Consider the following 17907-nt stretch of genomic DNA (forward strand, 5'->3'; position numbering starts at 1 on the left):
TTCCGAGCAGCTCATGCGTCTCAGGCTGCTGGGCGCTGGAGATGATAGGGGCATGAGGCTTCTCGTCGTGGGGTATGGTGACGTGGGACAGAGGCTGGTAAGGCTCCTGTGCGAGCATGGGATCAGGCCTGTGGTTGTGGACAGGCGGGATCTGGCCACAGACCGGTTCGAGCATGTCAAGGGCGATGGCTACTCAGAGGATGTGCTCATCAAGGCCGGCATAAAGGACGCCTCATGCATAATGATCATGCTGAACAACGATCATGATGCGATATACGCGACACTTGTCGCCAGGAACCTGAACCCGGGTGCGTTCATAATATCCAGAGCAAACCATCTCCTCTCCACAGAGAAGCTTTACAGGGCCGGAGCTGACTACGTGGCATCGGTGCCGCTGGTCGCGAGCAAGATGCTTCTCACCATGGTCACACCTGCGAGCGAGGATCTGACGATACTCCACGAGGGGCTGGAGCTCAGGAGGTATGAGGTTCGCAGGAGATCTGCGATGGCCCACAGGACTCTGAGGGAGGTGGCGCTCATAGAGCGCTTCGGCTGCACTGTTGTGGCGATCGATAGGGCAGGTGATCCGGTACTGAGCATCTCAGGAGAGACCGAGATCCTGCCGGGAGATGTGCTGGTGCTCCTCGGACCGCCGGGATCGATGGACAGGTTCAGCAGGACCTTCGGGGATGGAGGATAGATGCAGGCAATTCTTCCGGCGCCTGAACGAGACAAAGCTTTGGGCATGGAGATCTACGTCACAAGGACTCCAGGCATCGGCGGGGTTATACGCGCGGTCCCGGAGGATTTCATTGTGGAGGAGATCTTCGATGATGATCGTTACGAGGGCGGAAGGTATCTTGTCATCGAGGTTGAGAAGCGGGACTGGGATACGCACAAGCTCATAAGAGAGATCTCGAGGGCCCTCAGGATAAGCCAGAGGAGGATCAGCTTCGCAGGCACTAAGGACAAGAGGGCTCTCACGAGGCAGAGAATGGCGATCATGAATATCGATGAGGAGGCCCTGAGTGATCTGAGAATCCCGGATCTCAGGATCTCTGTTCTTGGAAGAACAAACAGGCCTCTCGGCCTTGGCGATCTGAGGGGTAACCGCTTCAGGATTGTGATACGAGACCTAGCTGTCGATACGGATTCAGCGAGGGAGCGCATGGAGCGCATAACCTCTGAGATCTCAGAGACAGGCGGCGTTCCGAACTACTTCGGTGTGCAGAGGTTCGGCGAGACCAGGCCTGTGACGCATCTTGTCGGCGAGGCCATCATAAGGGGAGATCTGGAGCGTGCTGTTTTCACATATCTCGCGATGCCATTTCCTGATGAGCCCGAGGGGACGAGAGCAGCACGCGAGGAGCTCTGGGAGTCAAGGGATGTCAGATCCGCGCTCAGGAGATACCCGAGACATCTCACATACGAGCTGGCAATGCTTAACCATCTGGTATCCAATCCCGGGGATCATGCAGGCGCTTTGAGGGTCCTCCCCGAGAACCTGAGGAGGATGTTCGTTCACGCATACCAGTCGTATCTGTTTAACAGAATGCTAAGCGCTCGCCTGCAGAGATGCCTATCATTCGAGCCGGTGGAGGGAGACATCGTCTGCTTCTCCAGGAACGGGATGCCAGACGTGAGCAGGACGGAGAAAGTGACAGCTGAGAAGGTCGAGGCAGTGAGGAGGCTGTTCGAGAGAAGACGCGCGTTTGTCACCCTCCCTCTCATCGGATACGAGACAGAGCTCGCTGATGGAGAGCAGGGCGAGATCGAGCGCCAGATCCTGGAATCTGAGGGTATATCCAGGGAGAGCTTCTCAGTCGCTCTCTTTCCGGATCTGGGCTCACGCGGCGCAAGAAGACCTGCTCTTTTGCAGGTCGATCCGATGTTTGCTTTAAGAGAGGCGAGCGTATGCATTCAGTTCTCCCTGCCAGCCGGATCCTATGCCACTGTTGTGCTGAGAGAGTACATGAAGGATAAGGGATAGCAATTGATGCATCACATGGGGTGCGGATATCATGATAGATGGAAGACCAGTGCACTTTGATTTAATGCCAGATTTGCTGATCTCACTACGCAAGCCGGACCCGACATCCCGGCTACGCGATAACAAATATTAATATTAGCAGGTAGACCTGATATCTATGTTCAGATGCCACTGGTCTCATGCGGCCCTTCTGCTCGTACTCATGTTTTTCTTCACATGCGGAGGGCTGGCCCAGAACGTAACCGCCGATCAGCCTGCTCTCGAGGGCATATGGAGAGTCTCGCTCGGTCAGAAGGCAGTGACCATGGTCCTCCACCAGTTCGAGGGGCAGCTCTTCGGATCCGCCAGCTCCTCTGAGGAGTCCTGGAACGGCGTTGTTATGGGGTCGGCGAACAGCAGCTCCCTGGAGCTGACGATCACGCTCTTGAGAGAGGGGGGTCTCGCTGAAATAAAACTGATCGGCAGCTGCACAGACGAGGAGATGCGCGGAACATTCTACAGGGCTGACCACATCGGGAACGCGGAGAGCGGTGAGTTTGAGGCGATCCTGATAAATCCGGATACCTCTGGGTACACGCCTGTCAAGGAGGCGCAGCCAGAGATCGGTACCGAGTCCTCAATCACATCTGATAACACATCATCCTCCTCCGGGACGCAGGCAACGGGCGGACAGAGCAGGTACACAGATGTCCACTCCCTGGCGCACCTCGTGCCTCCTGCAGCGGGCGTGATTCCGCCGGGCATCAACATGGGCGGAGCTGGCGGCATGGGGATGATGGGATAGATGCTCTCTCATCTAAGGATTTACGATGTAACACATACGATGAGCAGCAGGCTGCCTGTGTATCCAGGAGATCCGGGATTCTCCAGAGATGTGCTGAAAAGCCTGGAATGGGGAGATCCGTACACGCTCTCAGCTCTCCATCTCAGCGCCCACGCAGGCACGCACATCGACGCCCCTTCACATTTTATCAGAGGCGGCAGATCCGTTCATGAGATACCCATAGAGAGGCTGATCATGATTGTTGATCTCATCGACACCGGGATTGTCGTGGATTACGGGGATCTATCGCATCTGGACCCTCTCGCAGATGGCGTCATCTTCAGAACAGGATCTCTCATGGGACGGATCTCAGAGAGCGCTGCCAGAGCATGTGTGGATCTCAAATTAAAACTGATCGGAACAGATGCGCTCTCAGTGGACAGCTCAGAGGATGGTGCTGTGCACAGGACGCTGTTATCGAATGACATACTGATCCTCGAGGGGCTCTCTCTCGAGGGCGTTCCGGCCGGCATGCACACACTTCTCTGGATGCCGCTCAAGATCGAGGACGCTGAGGCATCTCCGGTGAGAGCCATCCTGGCTCCGGCTGAGTGGCATCAGTGGATCCGCTGAGCTCTCCAAATCTAATTCATGAGGGAATGGTATGGATGCTGATCAACCAGCAGTGTATGTATTTGATGATAAAGGTCGTATCAGATACCTGAGCAGGACCGCTGAAATGCTATCAGGAAGTCTTTCGAGATGCAGATCCATCTATGAGCTCCTGGGGGCATCATGCAGCGACTCCCTTGCCTCTGCAGTTGTATCTGATGCTCCCTCGAGGATCAGGGCGCGGATAGGCAGCTCCAATTCTGAGATGCCCCTCTCTGTTATTCCCCTCAGGGATGCCGACGGCTCCACGGGGCTTATGGTCATCTCAGACATCTCTGGCTCCTTTGAGGAGGGGAGAGAGGAGCGGTGGTACAGGACCGCGCTCGACAGATGCAGCGATGCTATAATTTTTGTGGAGGCTGCAAGCAGAAGGATCCTCGATGCAAATGCGGCCTTCCAGGAGCTGCTGGGGTACCCTCCTGAGGAGGTCCAGTCACTCTCACTCTATGACATAATGGAGCAGGACAGGGAGGAGATCGATGAGCTCCTGAGGCACGCTGTGAGCCGGGAGACCGAGAGCGTCCAGGCATACAGATCCATCGACGGCTCGAGCATCCAGATGAGGGGTAGGTTCAGCCCGGTCGAGGGCGATGGAACTCTGTGCGTGATCCTATCCCCCTGTGAGAAAGAGGAGCAGATCCAGAAGAGGGATGTGCTCCTAGCTGGCGTCGCCATGGCTGCAAACCAGCTCCTCACAGTGGATGGATTCGAGACGGGCCTGATGAACGCGCTCGAGTTCCTCGGGTCTGCAGCGGATGTCGATCGTGTTTACGTATATCAGAACAGCGAGTCCGGGGATGAGGCCGTGCTCAGGTTCAGGTGGGAGAGGGGCAGCGTCCCCGCGAGCCTTGACGATAGGATTCGCTACGATGAGCTGCCGCGGTGGCGCGAGCGTTTCCTGAAAGACAGACCTGTCCATGGGATAGTGGACGAGATGCCTCCACAGGAGAGGGATATGCTGAAATGCCGCGGCGCGCGATCCGTCCTGATCTTTCCCATAACCATCAGCGACAGGTTCTGGGGGTTCATAGGCTTCGAGGACTGCGAGCGCGAGCGATCCTGGAGCTGGAACGAGATATCCATACTCATGCTTGGTGTGGCCAGCATAGGCGGCGCGATAGCGAGAAGCGCAGCTGAGGAGAACCTCCGCAGGAGCGAGGAGAGGTACAGGGAGCTCGTCGAGAGCGTTAACAGCATAATCCTGCGGCTGGACAGAAGAGGTAACGTGAGGTTCATCAACGAGTTCGCCCAGCGGTTCTTCGGCTACTCGGAGAGCGAGATCCTGGGGAAGTGCGTTATGGGCACGCTCGTCCCTGAGATAGAGTCGACGGGAAGGGATCTCAGGGGGATGATCGCGGAGATACTAAAATCCCCGGAGAACTACAGGACGAATGTGAATGAGAATATAAAAAAGAGTGGAGAGCGCGTCTGGGTGGCCTGGACGAACAAGCCGGTCGTCTCTGAGAGCGGAGAGCTCGAGATTCTGTGTGTCGGAAACGACATAACAGAGCTCAGGCTCGCAAAGGAACGGCTTGAATCAACGAACCAGAGGCTTCTCGAGATAATAGAGTTCCTTCCGGATGCAACTCTTGTTATAGATTCAGATGGAAATGTGATGGCGTGGAACAAGGCTATGGAGGAGATGACAGGGATCCCGAAGAGCGAGGTGCTGGGGAAAGGGAATTTCATCTATGCCATGCCATTCCATGGATGCAGGAGACCGATGCTCATAGATCTTGTCATGAGATACGATGAGCGTATCGCATCCCTGTATGAGAATCTTGAGAGAAAGGGCGATACCCTCTACGCCCATGTCTATGTTCCGTCGCTCTACAACGGCCGCGGTGCATATCTCTGGGTTAAATCCTCTCCCCTCCGGGACAGCGATGGCAGGCTTGTGGGCGCGATCGAGTCGATGAGGGACATCACCGAGAGCAGGATGGCCGAGATGGAACTGCTCAGGAGAGACCATCTTCTTGCCGGCTCAGCTCTTGCTATAAGCAGCCTTCTCTCTGGAGATGACTATGAGTCGTCGATAAACGAGGCGATGCAGATTCTGGGCATGATCTCAGATGTGGATCGCGTCTACGTCTTCGAGAACCATGAGGGCGGTGAGCCACAGCTCTGCCTGCGGTTCGAGTGGTGCAGGGACGGAATCAGAAGCTGGATAGACGATCCGATCTTCAGGAGTCTCTCGTACAGCAGGTTCCCAGGATGGTACGAGCTCCTCAGCTCTGGCAAGGTCATAAAGGGCATTGTGCGTGATCTTCCATCCCCTGTGAGAGAGATCCTTGAGCCGTATGGCGTTCTATCCATCCTCATCGTCCCGATCACGGTGGGCGGGAGGTTCTGGGGTTTCGTCGGAATCGATGATACAACTTTCGAAAGAGTATGGACCGATGCCGAGGTCTCGATCCTGGTCGCCTCTGCCAGCACCATAGGCGAGGCGGTGGCGAAAAATGATGCCATTGAGCGAATGCGGCTCCTCGAGTCCGCAGTGGTAAACAGCAACGATGCGATCGTCATAGCCGCACCTGATCCATCTGACGGCATGCCCAAGATCATTTACGTGAACGATGCATTCACCAGGATGACAGGATACGGGAGAGAGGAGGTGCTCGGAAGGTATCCTGATTTTCTTGAGGGGCCAGAGACCGATAGATCGAGGACTCTGGAGATCCTGGAGGCGGTCAGGAAGGAGCTGCCCGTGAACCAGGAGCTCATTAACTACAGGAAGGATGGCTCGATGTTCTGGGTCGAGCTGAACATCTTCCCTGTGAGGGATCAGAGAGGCGAGGTCACCCACTGGGTATCGATACAGAGGGACACGACCGAGAGGAGGCTCGCCGAGGAGCGTCTCAGGCGGAGCGAACTCCTGATGAGATCCATGACGGAGAGCATACCCTTTGGATTCTATGTGCTCGACAGAGCGACAAAGAGGACTCTCTATCTCAACCACAGGTTCTGCGAGCTTCTGGGCGTTGAGGATCTCGAGGAGGATCTCAGAGCTGGAAGGCTGGATGGCAGCGGTCTCTTCTCTCGGATACGTCTGGTGCATCCGGATGCTGGAGAGTCCCTCCAAGAAATATACGATAGCACCGATGATGCTGAGATCGAGATCAGGACATCAGATGACAGGGTGATAAGGGTTTTAGCGACGGATATCAGGGATAGATCCGGGAGGTACTTCGGGAGGCTGGGCATCTTCGAGGATGTGACTGAGGATATGAAGGCGGCTGAGGAGCTCAGAAAAGCGAAGGAGGCTGCTGAGGAGGCTGCGAGATCGAAGGCCGAGTTCCTTGCGAACATGAGCCATGAGATCAGGACCCCCCTGAACGCGATCATAGGCATGTCAGGGCTCCTGCTCAGAACAGGCGTCACCCAGGAGCAGAGGTCGTATGTCAGCGCGATACAGAGCAGCGGAAATGTGTTACTTGAAATGCTCGCTGAAATACTAGACCTCTCGAAGATCGAGGAGGGGAAGCTAGAGCTCGATTCGAGCCCCTTCAACATCATGGAATGCGTTGAGTCATGCATTGATATTCTGTCCGTAAAAGCAAGCGAGAAGCAGATCGAGCTTATCTATCTCATAGATGAGGATGTGCCGGAGCTGGTTCTGGGCGATGTCACAAGGCTCAGACAGGTGCTGATCAACCTTCTTGAGAACGCGATCAAGTTCACAGAGAGGGGAGAGGTCTTCCTGAGGGTGAGCTGCCGGCATATGGATGAAGGTCTGTCGGAGCTCCACTTCTCCGTCAGGGATACCGGCATAGGGATTCCTGCGGAGAAGATGGACCGCCTATTTCATACATTCAGCCAGGTCGACTCCTCGATCACAAGGAGGTACGGCGGAACAGGTCTGGGTCTTGCGATCAGCAAACATCTTGTTGAGATGATGGGCGGCAGGATCTGGGCTGAGAGCTTCCCTGGAAAGGGCTCGACCTTCCACTTCACGATACAAGCAGGGGTCTCAGAGCAATCGCAGGAAAGGAGCGACCTGCTGAAGGGGAGACGCGCCCTGCTGATCTACAGAAACGATACCGCCAGAAATGCGCTCAAAACGCTGCTCCTCTCTTATAATATCGATGTCTTGGATGCGCCCTGCCTCGACGAATCTCTTCTGAAGGGAGAGTTCGATTTTGTGCTTGCAGAATCTGCTGAAGGCAGCGATATCATGAGGATAAAATCTGCTCTGCCAGGCACATGGGTTCTCGCGATCACGGATCTGCTGAATCCAGATATTTCACCGGAGATTCCGGCGATCCCGAAGCCTGTGAAGCACTCGCAGATGATCTCAGCGATGATCAGCGCCATTGCTGGGGAATCAAAGGAGTTGATCGCACCTCAGGAGGTCGGGAGGAGCGACCTGAGGATACTTGTCGCTGAGGATAACCCTGTGAACCTGAAGGTAACACTCATGATGCTCTCACATCTCGGCTACAAGGCAGATACCGCTCGTAACGGTCTTGAGGTTCTCAGCGCCCTCGAGCATCGCGATTACGATCTCGTGTTCATGGACATACAGATGCCTGATATGGACGGCCTGGAGGCGGCCCGGAGAATACGGGAGATGCAGGGATATGAAGGGCCATGTATCGTGGCGATAACAGCCTATGCCCTGGATGGTGATAGGGAGAGGTGCATAGCAGCGGGAATGGACGATTACATAACCAAGCCTGTGACGATGGAGAAGCTGAAGGCAGCGATCGAGAGGGTGGAGGATGGTTGTGCTCTTGACCGTTCGGCTCTCTCCAGGCTCAGAGAGCTCCAGGAGGCTGGCGAGCCGGATGTGGTGGCAGAGCTGGGGGCGATATTCCTAAGCAACGCTCCATCAAGGATCGCATCGATGCACCAGGCCCTTGAGAGGAATGATCCAGACGCTCTTTACAGGGCAGCTCACAGCATGAAGTCGGCAAGCGCGAGCATAGGGGCGCATCGTCTCTCCAGGATGTGCGCGGAGATTGAGGCGCTCGGAAGGGAAGAAAAGCTTGATGGTGTGGGGGAGAAACTGAGAGCTCTGGATGAGGAGTTCGAGAGGGTCAGGAGAGAGCTTGAGAGTATTGCAAAGTGAGATCTATTGCCAGCACAGGTGGAATCGCACGCGCCATCTGTTCAGCATCAGCTCACATGCGGGCTCCTGTACCCAAAGCACCCGTTTGTACGCCTGCTACCTTATCATCACCCTGCCAAGGCTCACCAGAAACAGTGAGAGGAAGAACCAACCCAGGATCCCCTCCAGGATCACAAGGTACCTGTAGATGCCAGAGGGCCTGAAGTCCACGCTGCTTGTGGAGTAGAGATACACCAGCGCGCTGAAGTAAATGCTCTCATGAAGTGATGCTGGTGTTCCCTCAGTTGGCGCGGCCTCCTTAAGATGTTCCGGATTCTCCTCTCGAGCTGCAGGCTGCCGGCGGATTCCCTTTCCGAGGTAGAAGGCCATCCCGAATAATGCCATCAGCACGATCGACCACAGGAAGGGGTAGCTCGGCCTGACCCCATACCCACATGTTATCCATGCGAGGTAATCGATGATCTTTCCCCAGCCGAGAGGCTTTCTGAGCTGCGCCTCCCTCCTGTAATCGTAGTAGCAGTCGTCTGCATCCTCAAACCACTCCAGCCCCTGGTAGTTCTTGACCAGAGCCAGATATGTTGCACCGTCGTAGAGGATATGATCTTTTATGTGGGACCAGGGTGCTGTGAGCCTCCTGAACTCAGCGCCCTTCAGGTTTATCCTCGATGCGCTCCCGAATGTGGTGTTGTCCAGAATCAATGCATCGATGCTCGCGCTGTTCAGGTTGAGATCGCCCATGAAATGAGTGCCTGCGAAGTTTGCGAGACCCTCGAACTGTGCCAGCCCGAAGATCGCATCTCCCTCGAATGTCATATCGCCTAGGTAAACAGCCTTATCAAACCTTGTGAGGGCGAAGTTCGCATCACCTTTGAACACAGACCCATCGAAGGATGTGTATCCCGCAAAGCTCGACATGCCGAAGTTCGCGTCTCCGTTGAACTCCGCATTCATGAAGCCGGCCCCGTCGCCAAATTTTGTGATCAGGCAAAGAAAATCTCCGGAGATCCGGGCTCCGTAAAAATCCGCAAACCCCTGGAATGAGGAGCTGGAAATGTGCAGACCCTCAAGAAACGAGCTGCCGGCAAAGTACCCGTAGTCGTCAAAGACTGTGTGGTTCATCTCAGCAGCTCCTGAGAACGCGGCTCCGGAGAAGCTCGCATCACGCTTGAATTGGGCGCCCTCGAAGCTGGCATCCCCAGAGACCTCGATCAGATCGAAGAACGCGCCCTGGGAGAACACAGATGATGCGAAATTCATATCGCCGATCCGTGTGCCGGTGAGGTTCACATCCCCCTTGAACTCCAGTCCGCTGAGATCTGCATCGCCGATCTCCGAGTTTGTGATAACAAACTCCCTCCTCACAATCCGCGGCTCTATTCCGGAGAGGTTCAGGCATCCCGAGACCGTGACGCCATCAAGCATAACAGGCTCTCCAGATATCACCTTCTGCCTGATCTCATCAGCCGCGACTGTAACTGCCGACGAGTCTGATTGTGTGCTGATCAGCAGAAACAGAAGAATCAAGCTCCTGAGCCGTAAGATCATCTTCTGTAAATTGACAGGCTACATATCTAAATCTGGCGGAATGTGCAGCAGTAACTCGCAGTTTCACATAGATCCGGATGTGCAGTAGCGAAAGATATGGTACTGCGGCTGGCCCGCTCAGATCATCGATGCTGCGGTCATCAGGGCGCCTGATACCAAAGGTATCGTGAAGTTATCGTCCACAGACCTGCCTTTCACGAAAATCGGCACCGAGTCAGCAATGGTCGCGCCTGCAGCTCCTGCCAGATATACATGTGGTGGAAGGTGCGTGACGCCGGAGAAGAGGAAGCCGAGAAGCATGCATACCGAGAGCATTGCCGCTGAAACGATCCTCGGTTTTCTCTTCCTCGGGGTACTGGAATCGCGCACGTTTGATCCCACGACCACAGATCCGACGATGCCGCTGGCTGCATCGCCTATGCAGAGCATGAGTATGGCGAGAGCTGCGATCATCTCGCTGAAGAGAATCACAGTCAGAAGACATCCTGATATGTAGAAGAAATAGCCTGCCACACGCCCCTCTTCGCTCTCCCGAACCTCAGGAAGCCGTATCATCCCTTTGAGCCTGAGCGCTTCCAGAACGACTGCAACAGCAAGAGCTGTGGCGACGAACCCAACCGTTATGCGCCAGCCGACACTGAGGAGGAGGATTGGCACAGACAGGCCGGTGAGATGTATGGACTTCCTTCTGATCTCCTTGATCAGGCAATAGCGCCAGTTCTCAGCGGCCATCATGCTTTTACAGGTGCGCCGGCCTCTGAGAAGCAGAGAGCTCCGGATAGAAGATCCCTGATGACATCAACAGCTCTATCAGCTCCAATCCTGATCTGCTGCATCGTGTCCCTGTCCCGCACTGTGACCGTTCCATCCTCGAGAGTCTGGTAATCGATGGTGATGCAGTACGGAGTCCCGATCTCATCGTTCCGCCTGTACCTCCGCCCGATGGATCCTGATGTGTCGAACTCCGCGAGCATTCCGCATCTCCTGAACGCATCGAAGATCTTCCTTGCAGGCTCGATCAGCTCATCCTTGTCCATGAGGGGGAGAACAGCGACATCCACAGGGGATATGCCGGGCAGGAACCTCAGGACCACCCGGGCCTCATCCTCGAGATGCTCCTCATGATAAGAATGCTCGAGCACTGTGTACAGGATCCTGTCTATCCCGAAGGAGGGCTCGATGACATGCGGCACCACCTCCTCGCCGCGAATCTCCTCCTCGATCTCCTCCACAGATACGAGACTCCTCTCGATCTCGTACGTCTCGCCGTCCACGGTGACCTTTATTGTATCATCTTTAAGATTCGAGAGATCCATCGACTGGAGGGCCTCTGCTATCGCCTTTGCCCTGCCCTTGAACCTCGGCCCCAGCGCCTTCATATCAGGCTTTACAGCGATCCTTTTGCGCCTGACGGGCTCGGGGTAGTGGACGAAAACGCTCAGGTTCGCCTTGCTCAGCGCCATGTGAGACCTGAGATCGTAATCCGTGCGGTCTGCTATGCCGACGATCTCTATCCAGCCGAGACGGTCGAGCAGGACCTCAGCATCCCAGCAGTCAGCGGCATAATGCGCCATCTCATCTGCCTTGTGCTGTCTGAACCGAAGGCGATCTCTGTCAACGCCAACAGCCACCAGGTACTCATAGGTCCTTGCGACGAAGTATGCGAGGATCTCGTGTGCTATGATTCCGCGCTCCACGGCCTCTCCGATGCTCATCTCCTCGACCTGGCCGCGCTCCTGTGCTTCCCGGGAGTAGAGCCTCAGCCGGAGATCCCTCACCTCGGAGAATCGCGGGTGCCGCTTGCTCCTGGGATCTATGAAGACCTCTGCCTCGGCCTGGCTGAACTCCCTGAGCCTTATCACTCCCTGCCTCGGAGATATCTCATTTCTGTAGGACCTCCCGATCTGGACAGCGCCGAACGGCAGAGAATCACGGTAGTACCTGAGAAGCCTCTGGAAGTTTATGAACATCCCCTGCGCCGTCTCAGGCCTGAGGTAGGCAGGATGCCTGTTGCCAGGGCCGATCGCGGTTCTGAACATCAGGTTGAACTCGTATACCTCAGAGAGCTCCCCACCGCACTCTGGGCAGGTGATATCGTTCTCCCTCATCACCCTGTAGATCTCCTCCGCGGAGAGCGCGTCAGGGACCTCCACGATGTGCTTTATGAGATGGTCCGCTCTATAGATCTCCTTGCACTCCTTGCACTCTGTGAGGGGATCTGAGAAGCCGCTGAGGTGGCCGGATGCCTTGAACACCTCCTCGATGCCTATCGTCGGGCACTCGATCTCTGCAAACCCCTCTCCTATTACGAAGAACCTCCTCCAGATGTCCTCTATCCGCCTCTTCAGCCTGGCCCCGAGAGGACCGTAGTCGTAGAAGCCCGCAGCACCACCGTAGAGCTCGAAGGACGGCCACATGAAGCCACGTCTTCTCGCCAGCTCGGTCACCTGCTCGTACCTGTCCATACCAAAATCCTCCGATGGTAGGATCGCACTTGATAATTTAACCTTTATCCTGGGCTAGAGGTTCTCCAGGCTGTTTCCGAGAACAGCGGTCCACCACCATCTCGCCATGTCCACTAGATCCTTGCTGAAGGCTCCTGATAGCCTGTACTCGCCTCCTCTTATGGAGATCAGGCCTGCACCCAGAAGCTTGTTCCTCATGGCATAGAATGCCGACCTGCTTATTCCAAGCTCTCTGATCATGCTCTCCCACTCGTTCGTCTTCAGCGGATTTCCCTCACGCATCCTCTCCTCGACGATGCCCAGGAACCTCCTGCCCCTCATCGCGGTCGTCTCGTCCTTGAATAAACGCAGCATCAGCTCGTGATACGGATCCCTCGATCTGCTTATCATGTACTCCGGCTTCGATCTCACCTTGATCGTGGTCGCGGTTCTCGGCGCATTCTTGATGCTGGTCATGGTCTGAAACCCCTGTTATCTGCATCCATACAAATTCTGCAGTTCTGCAGCCTGATGATATCTCACCATTGAGACAGAAGATGTGGGCCACCATAATTCATACGGTGAACACGCCCGTGAACGTTGATTTTAAGACAACTCGGTTATTTCGAGCCCACTCTCCTGCAGCACGCTTATCTCCTCCGCGGTCTGTATCTTCTTGTGACGAATCTGTGAGCTCTGTAGTCCCTGCCCACAGAATCCCCGACGAACCTCTCAACCCTCATCTCCCTTTCCCTTCTGCTTCTAGCCATGTAGACAACCACCAGGTAGTTCAGGGCAAAGAATGCAGGCAGCATAAGGAGACATATCAGCAGGATCTTCCACATCTCCATGGAATGGTGTATACAACCACCACTATAAAGATGCATGTTGTTGTGCCAGTGAAGATCTGCGCTCTTATCGAACATCTCTCAGAATCGCGGTTGGCTTCTACATGCACGAGCGCGAGTTGAGTGAAGATCTGCGCTCTTATCGAACATCTCTCAGAATGGCCAGCAGCCCCATATTCGCATAAGCATCCTGTAACTCTGATGCACTGCACATATTGCAGTCGGGTTCTGGCACGGTTTTGAGACTGCCTTGCTGCCAAAAGAGTGGGTTGCAGGTCTGCAGAGTGGTCAGCCATGATATCGACCCGCAATGATACACAATGATACAGGCTATGGCCTGTAATTCATAATTGCCCAAAAGCTTAAGTGGATACTGGATAGAGCTGCTCACATGCCTGGGGATCGGCTAGTAATATGGCCGGCTTACTTTGATCTGGAGCGGAGCAGGGATCAGGGCCGAAGGGTCGCCACAGCTGATGCGGTGCGCAATCCGAAGCTGGAGGACATATTCCGAGTCTCCGCGGATCTGGGCCTGGATCCTGTGGTGGAGCGGGAGAAATGCTATCCCAAGAGCTGGTACGACCAGCCCGGCAGGGTGCTCGTCCTGAAGAAGGGCAGCAAAACTAAGACGCTGAGGAGCATAGCGAGGGCGCTGAAGAGGAGGAGATCCTAAGGCTCCTGGCAGGTATCGATCTCCTCCACCATCTCCCTGCCAGCGACGACCTGGTCTATGCTGTGAACTGCGCCGCCGAACTCCTGGATGAGCTTCTCCACGGCGAGGTAGTCTATGTTGTCCCCCTCGATGGTGACCTTCACCGTCTCCGTCTGCCTGTCTACCTCGAAGATGCTCATGTTGACCCCCTTAATGCCTTTGAGATTGCTGAGCACGTTCGCGAGCTCTATGATGGTGGGCTTGTGCGGCTTCAGCACATCTAGAACTATGCGTCTTATCGTAATACCTCCCGAATTCTGGATCGATCGTATACATTAAAAACGTTGCATACTCGGATCGCGATCGTGTAATTGCTTCCACTGACCTTCTGCCTGAGAGACGCTGTTAGCTATATCTGCAAAATTATATAATCGAAACTTGAATATCGGATAGATCTCTCGGATCGCAATCATCCACAAGTACAGATCTCTTCCATTACACATTCCAGGCAGGGGAATGGCAGAGAAATGCTAAACTTTTGCTTCGATCACGCTCTTCGACTCTGCTATGAACCTCTCCACGAGCTCTCTGGCCACCTCGTCCGGGTACTGGACAGGGGGATGCTTCATCGTGTAGGATGAGATCTCCAGCAGGGGTCCGCCGATGCCTCTCTCGATCGCAAGCTTGCATACCCTTATCGCATCGATTGTGCAGCCTGCGCTGTTGGGCGAATCCTCTACAGACAGCCTCAGCTCCAGGTTTATGGGGACGTCCCCGAAGATCCTCCCCTCCATCCGCAGGAAGCAGACCTTGTTGTCCTTCTGCCATGGTATGTAATCACACGGCCCTATGTGTATGTTCTCAGGATCAAGAGGCGCATCCAGGACAGACTGAACAGCCTCCGTCTTGGATATCTTCTTCGATCTCAGACGGTCCCTGCTGAGCATGTTCAGGAAGTCTGTGTTTCCTCCGACGTTGAGCTGGTAGGTCCTGTCGAGCCGGCAGCCTCTGTCCATGAAGAGCTTTGCCAGCGTCCTGTGGACTATTGTGGCACCGATCTGCGATTTTATGTCATCCCCTACAACAGGGATGCCCCTCTCCTGGAACCTCATCGCCCATTCGCGGTCAGACGCTATGAAGACAGGCATGCAATTTATGAAAGCAACGCCAGCATCCAGGGCAGCCTGCGCATAGAACCTCGTCGCTCTCTCAGATCCCACAGGCATGTAGTTTATCAGTATCTCAGCGCCGCTGTCCTCAAGCTCCCTTCGGACATCGCATGGCGGCTGATCAGATACGACGAATGTGCTCTCCTCAGGGTAATCCATCATGTGCGGCGCCACGCCATCGAGCACCGGGCCCATCCTGACCTCGACACCCTTGTACGGAACATCTGGATAGAAAACCTTGGTGCAGTTCGGCCTGGCAAATATGGCCTCGCTTATATCATGACCCACCTTCCTGGCATCGATATCGAAAGCTGCCACGACATCTATGTCGCCTGGTCTGTAACCGCATATGTCGTAGTGCATGAGGCCAACACATTCCTCTGCGCTCCTGTTTTTGTAATATTCAATGCCCTGGATCAGAGAGCTCGCGCAGTTGCCCACCCCTGCTACTGCCAATCTAATCTTTTTCAATACCTATTCCCCTCCTGGAATCCCTGGAAGCTGGAACTCTGAGACCGACTCACGCTATTTAGGTAGACGTATATAACTCTATATGATGTATAGCTTCAGAGATCCTTTTATAGGTTGAGGACCGGCCCCAGAAGATCATTCAGCGCCCTCTCGAGATTCGACCTCATGGACTGCATATCAGACGGGCTGTACGGGAGCGTATGTCCAGGGAGTGCCAGGCGCTCTCCCTCCACGTGGATTATCAGAGCTGGTTTTCCAACAGTCTGTGCCATCCCCAGGCCGTACATGACATCTGCGTCTCTATCTGTGAGATCTGCAATGACCAGTCTTGAACTGCATATCGCACGCCATGCCTGCCTGAGGGCGATCTCTGTCCCTGTTATGCCTCTGAGCAGCACCGGCTGGACCCTGAGGTTATCGAGAGCCTCCGCGACCTCATCGTATACCCCATCCCCTCCCGCGGGAGAAAGGATCGCGCAGCTGTTCTCCAGGACGTATGGCGCGGGTCCGAAGGCCGGCCTCAGTCTGAGCATGCTGAGCATGCCCATGAAGCGGAGAAACTCTGAATCGACATGCTCTTCGGCTATCCTTCTCAGCGCATCTGCGCGATCCGCAGATGGCATATCAAGCATATCCGCAGGGAACTGGAGCAGGAAGGGGTCTTCGAAGCCGAACTCCCAGCTCGCCTTTGAGAGAGCCTGGTCTGCGGCGAGCTCGAGGTGCTCCGCTGAGATGTACATCGATGAGAGGTTGCTGGGCCTGAACTGCGCGATGACAAGAAGCTTGCTGCGGTCCAGAACGACCACGATGCTGCATGGCAGGGATGATCGCGCGATCCCGCGCTGCAGATGTCTCGAATCTGAGATCTCATTGACGAAGCCGACGAACTCGTCGAGAAGAGCATCAACCTTCTCCTGTGTCTCAAGCGGCATCGTGCCGCCCTTAGTTCTCATGCCCCTGTGGATCATAACTCCTAGCAGAGCATTTTAGGTATATGAAGCTGCCACACAGAAGATTGGAGGATGCATCCCCGCATGAATCCTCACGGAGATATGAGTTCACAGCCCGCACATCGCAGAACTGGGGTGATCGGTCTTGGATGTTGAGATCAGGCGTTCAAAACGCAGGCAGAAGACCATCGAGATTAGGCTCAGGGGAGACAAGATAGAGGTCCTTGCTCCGGCTGATATCTCCGATAGGGATCTCGAAGCGCACATCGCCAGGTTCAGTAGCAGGGTGGAGAGGAGGAGATCAAGAGATGAATCCCAGCTGGAGCAGAGGGCCAGGCAGCTCAACATGAAGTACCTTGGAGGTGCAGTCTCCTGGAAGAGCATCTCATACTCAGATAGAATGGAGAGGCGATATGGATCCTGCACACCATCTGATGGCACGATAAGGATAAGCTCCAGACTCAGAAGCATGCCGGTCTGGGTGGAGGATTACGTGATCGTGCACGAGCTCGCGCACATGATCGAGCCGAACCACGGGCCGCGATTCAGGTCGCTGGTGAACAGGTATCCTTTAGCTGAGAGGGCTCGCGGATTCCTTATGGCGATGGATATGTGCAGGGGGAAGAAGGAGGCGTGAATGCGCTTAGGCATGTGCAGCCGGATCGTGAATACCTCAGTGCCATACTGCTGATAAAGCTGGGATGGGCTGACATACAGAATATCAGACCGAGGCGGAAGAATGGTGAATGTGTACCCCCCATCAGAGGATACGTATCTCCTCATGCGTGCTGCGACCTCTGAGGCCAGGCCCGACGACTCTGTCATAGAGATCGGCTGTGGCTCGGGGGTGATATCGGCGTCTCTGATTGGAAGGGTGAGGAGCATACTTGCCACGGATATAAACCCTCATGCTGTAAAGGCTGCGGCATCTCTCGGCTTACCCGCGGTCAGAGCGGATCTGTTTCATGGGATAAGATCGAGATTCGACCTCATTCTCTTCAACCCGCCATACCTGCCGGAGGAGAGCGAGCTTGACCCGGATCTAACGGAGGATCACTGGCTTTCAGCGGCGCTCAATGGCGGAGCTGATGGGAGAGAGGTGATAGCGAGGTTTCTGAAAGGCGTGAGTGATGTAATGAGCCCGCGAGCTAGGATACTCTTGCTCATATCATCCCTCACTGGGCTTGAGGAGGTCATGGAGCTCGCCCGGGCGTCGGGCTTCACCACAGAGATCGTGGCCAGGGAGAGATACTTCTTCGAGGAGCTGTACGTTCTGAAGCTCAGAAGTTCAGCTTTACGATAAAGACATGGGCCTAAGGCCGGTTGAGATTC

16 protein-coding genes are annotated in these 17907 nt (G+C 55.1%); 8 read left to right on the forward strand and 8 right to left on the reverse strand.

The window, feature by feature from the left end:
* The 5 genes from NQU42_RS01110 to NQU42_RS01130 form a co-directional block, all read left to right on the forward strand.
* Nucleotides 1-700: TrkA family potassium uptake protein (locus NQU42_RS01110; protein WP_296608330.1), on the forward strand; the 700-nt coding region annotated here is incomplete at its 5' end.
* Nucleotides 701-1990, forward strand: coding sequence for a tRNA pseudouridine(13) synthase TruD (gene truD / locus NQU42_RS01115; RefSeq protein WP_296608331.1), 1290 nt, complete (start codon nt 701-703; stop codon nt 1988-1990).
* A 157-nt stretch (nt 1991-2147) separates the two neighbouring features.
* The gene (locus NQU42_RS01120; protein WP_296608333.1) at nt 2148-2774 is read left to right on the forward strand and encodes a hypothetical protein; all 627 of its coding nucleotides are present in this window, start codon (nt 2148-2150) and stop codon (nt 2772-2774) included.
* Nucleotides 2775-3386, forward strand: a complete 612-nt coding sequence (locus NQU42_RS01125; protein WP_296608334.1) for a cyclase family protein — start codon at nt 2775-2777, stop codon at nt 3384-3386.
* 31 nt (nt 3387-3417) lie between these two features.
* Nucleotides 3418-8496 carry a PAS domain S-box protein gene (locus tag NQU42_RS01130; protein ID WP_296608336.1) on the forward strand — a complete coding sequence of 1693 codons (5079 nt, stop codon included), beginning with the start codon at nt 3418-3420 and terminating at the stop codon, nt 8494-8496.
* A 96-nt stretch (nt 8497-8592) separates the two neighbouring features.
* Here NQU42_RS01130 and NQU42_RS01135 read toward each other — a convergent pair whose 3' ends face one another.
* The 5 genes from NQU42_RS01135 to NQU42_RS01155 all read right to left on the reverse strand — a co-directional run bounded on the left by NQU42_RS01135 (nt 8593) and on the right by NQU42_RS01155 (nt 13411).
* Nucleotides 8593-10041, reverse strand: coding sequence for a pentapeptide repeat-containing protein (locus NQU42_RS01135; protein WP_296608338.1), 1449 nt, complete (start codon nt 10039-10041; stop codon nt 8593-8595).
* Nucleotides 10042-10158: 117 nt separating this feature from the next.
* Nucleotides 10159-10776 carry a hypothetical protein gene (locus tag NQU42_RS01140; protein ID WP_296608339.1) on the reverse strand — a complete coding sequence of 206 codons (618 nt, stop codon included), beginning with the start codon at nt 10774-10776 and terminating at the stop codon, nt 10159-10161.
* Nucleotides 10773-12506 carry a glycine--tRNA ligase gene (gene glyS, locus NQU42_RS01145; RefSeq protein ID WP_296608341.1) on the reverse strand — a complete coding sequence of 578 codons (1734 nt, stop codon included), beginning with the start codon at nt 12504-12506 and terminating at the stop codon, nt 10773-10775. The genes NQU42_RS01140 and glyS overlap by 4 nt, the downstream gene beginning before the upstream one ends.
* A 54-nt stretch (nt 12507-12560) precedes the next feature.
* Complete coding sequence (locus tag NQU42_RS01150) at nt 12561-12962, reverse strand: hypothetical protein (protein ID WP_296608343.1); 402 nt, start codon at nt 12960-12962, stop codon at nt 12561-12563.
* 173 nt (nt 12963-13135) lie between these two features.
* Complete coding sequence (locus NQU42_RS01155; RefSeq protein WP_296608345.1) at nt 13136-13411, reverse strand: hypothetical protein; 276 nt, start codon at nt 13409-13411, stop codon at nt 13136-13138.
* A gap of 313 nt (nt 13412-13724) precedes the next feature.
* On the opposite strand from NQU42_RS01155, the gene NQU42_RS01160 reads away from it, so the two are divergent.
* A complete protein-coding gene (locus tag NQU42_RS01160) occupies nt 13725-14006 on the forward strand; it encodes a signal recognition particle subunit SRP19/SEC65 family protein (RefSeq protein ID WP_296608348.1) in 282 nt (93 codons plus the stop codon).
* Here NQU42_RS01160 and NQU42_RS01165 read toward each other — a convergent pair.
* The 3 genes from NQU42_RS01165 to NQU42_RS01175 all read right to left on the reverse strand — a co-directional run bounded on the left by NQU42_RS01165 (nt 14003) and on the right by NQU42_RS01175 (nt 16593).
* On the reverse strand, nt 14003-14290 hold the full coding sequence (locus NQU42_RS01165; protein WP_366069979.1) for a DUF211 domain-containing protein: 288 nt from the start codon (nt 14288-14290) through the stop codon (nt 14003-14005). The genes NQU42_RS01160 and NQU42_RS01165 overlap by 4 nt on opposite strands.
* 225 nt (nt 14291-14515) lie before the next feature.
* On the reverse strand, nt 14516-15625 hold the full coding sequence (locus NQU42_RS01170; RefSeq protein ID WP_366069959.1) for an inositol-3-phosphate synthase: 1110 nt from the start codon (nt 15623-15625) through the stop codon (nt 14516-14518).
* Nucleotides 15626-15732: 107 nt separating this feature from the next.
* Complete coding sequence (locus NQU42_RS01175; protein ID WP_296608351.1) at nt 15733-16593, reverse strand: hypothetical protein; 861 nt, start codon at nt 16591-16593, stop codon at nt 15733-15735.
* Nucleotides 16594-16720: 127 nt separating this feature from the next.
* Here NQU42_RS01175 and NQU42_RS01180 point away from each other — a divergent pair, with 127 nt between their 5' ends.
* Nucleotides 16721-17212: a M48 family metallopeptidase gene (locus tag NQU42_RS01180; RefSeq protein ID WP_296608353.1), complete on the forward strand. Its 492-nt coding sequence runs from the start codon at nt 16721-16723 to the stop codon at nt 17210-17212.
* Nucleotides 17213-17314: 102 nt separating this feature from the next.
* The gene (locus tag NQU42_RS01185; RefSeq protein WP_296608355.1) at nt 17315-17878 is read left to right on the forward strand and encodes a HemK2/MTQ2 family protein methyltransferase; all 564 of its coding nucleotides are present in this window, start codon (nt 17315-17317) and stop codon (nt 17876-17878) included.
* Nucleotides 17879-17907 lie beyond the last annotated feature (29 nt).

Source organism: Methanothrix sp. (assembly GCF_024518575.1).
Lineage (GTDB): Archaea > Halobacteriota > Methanosarcinia > Methanotrichales > Methanotrichaceae > Methanothrix_B.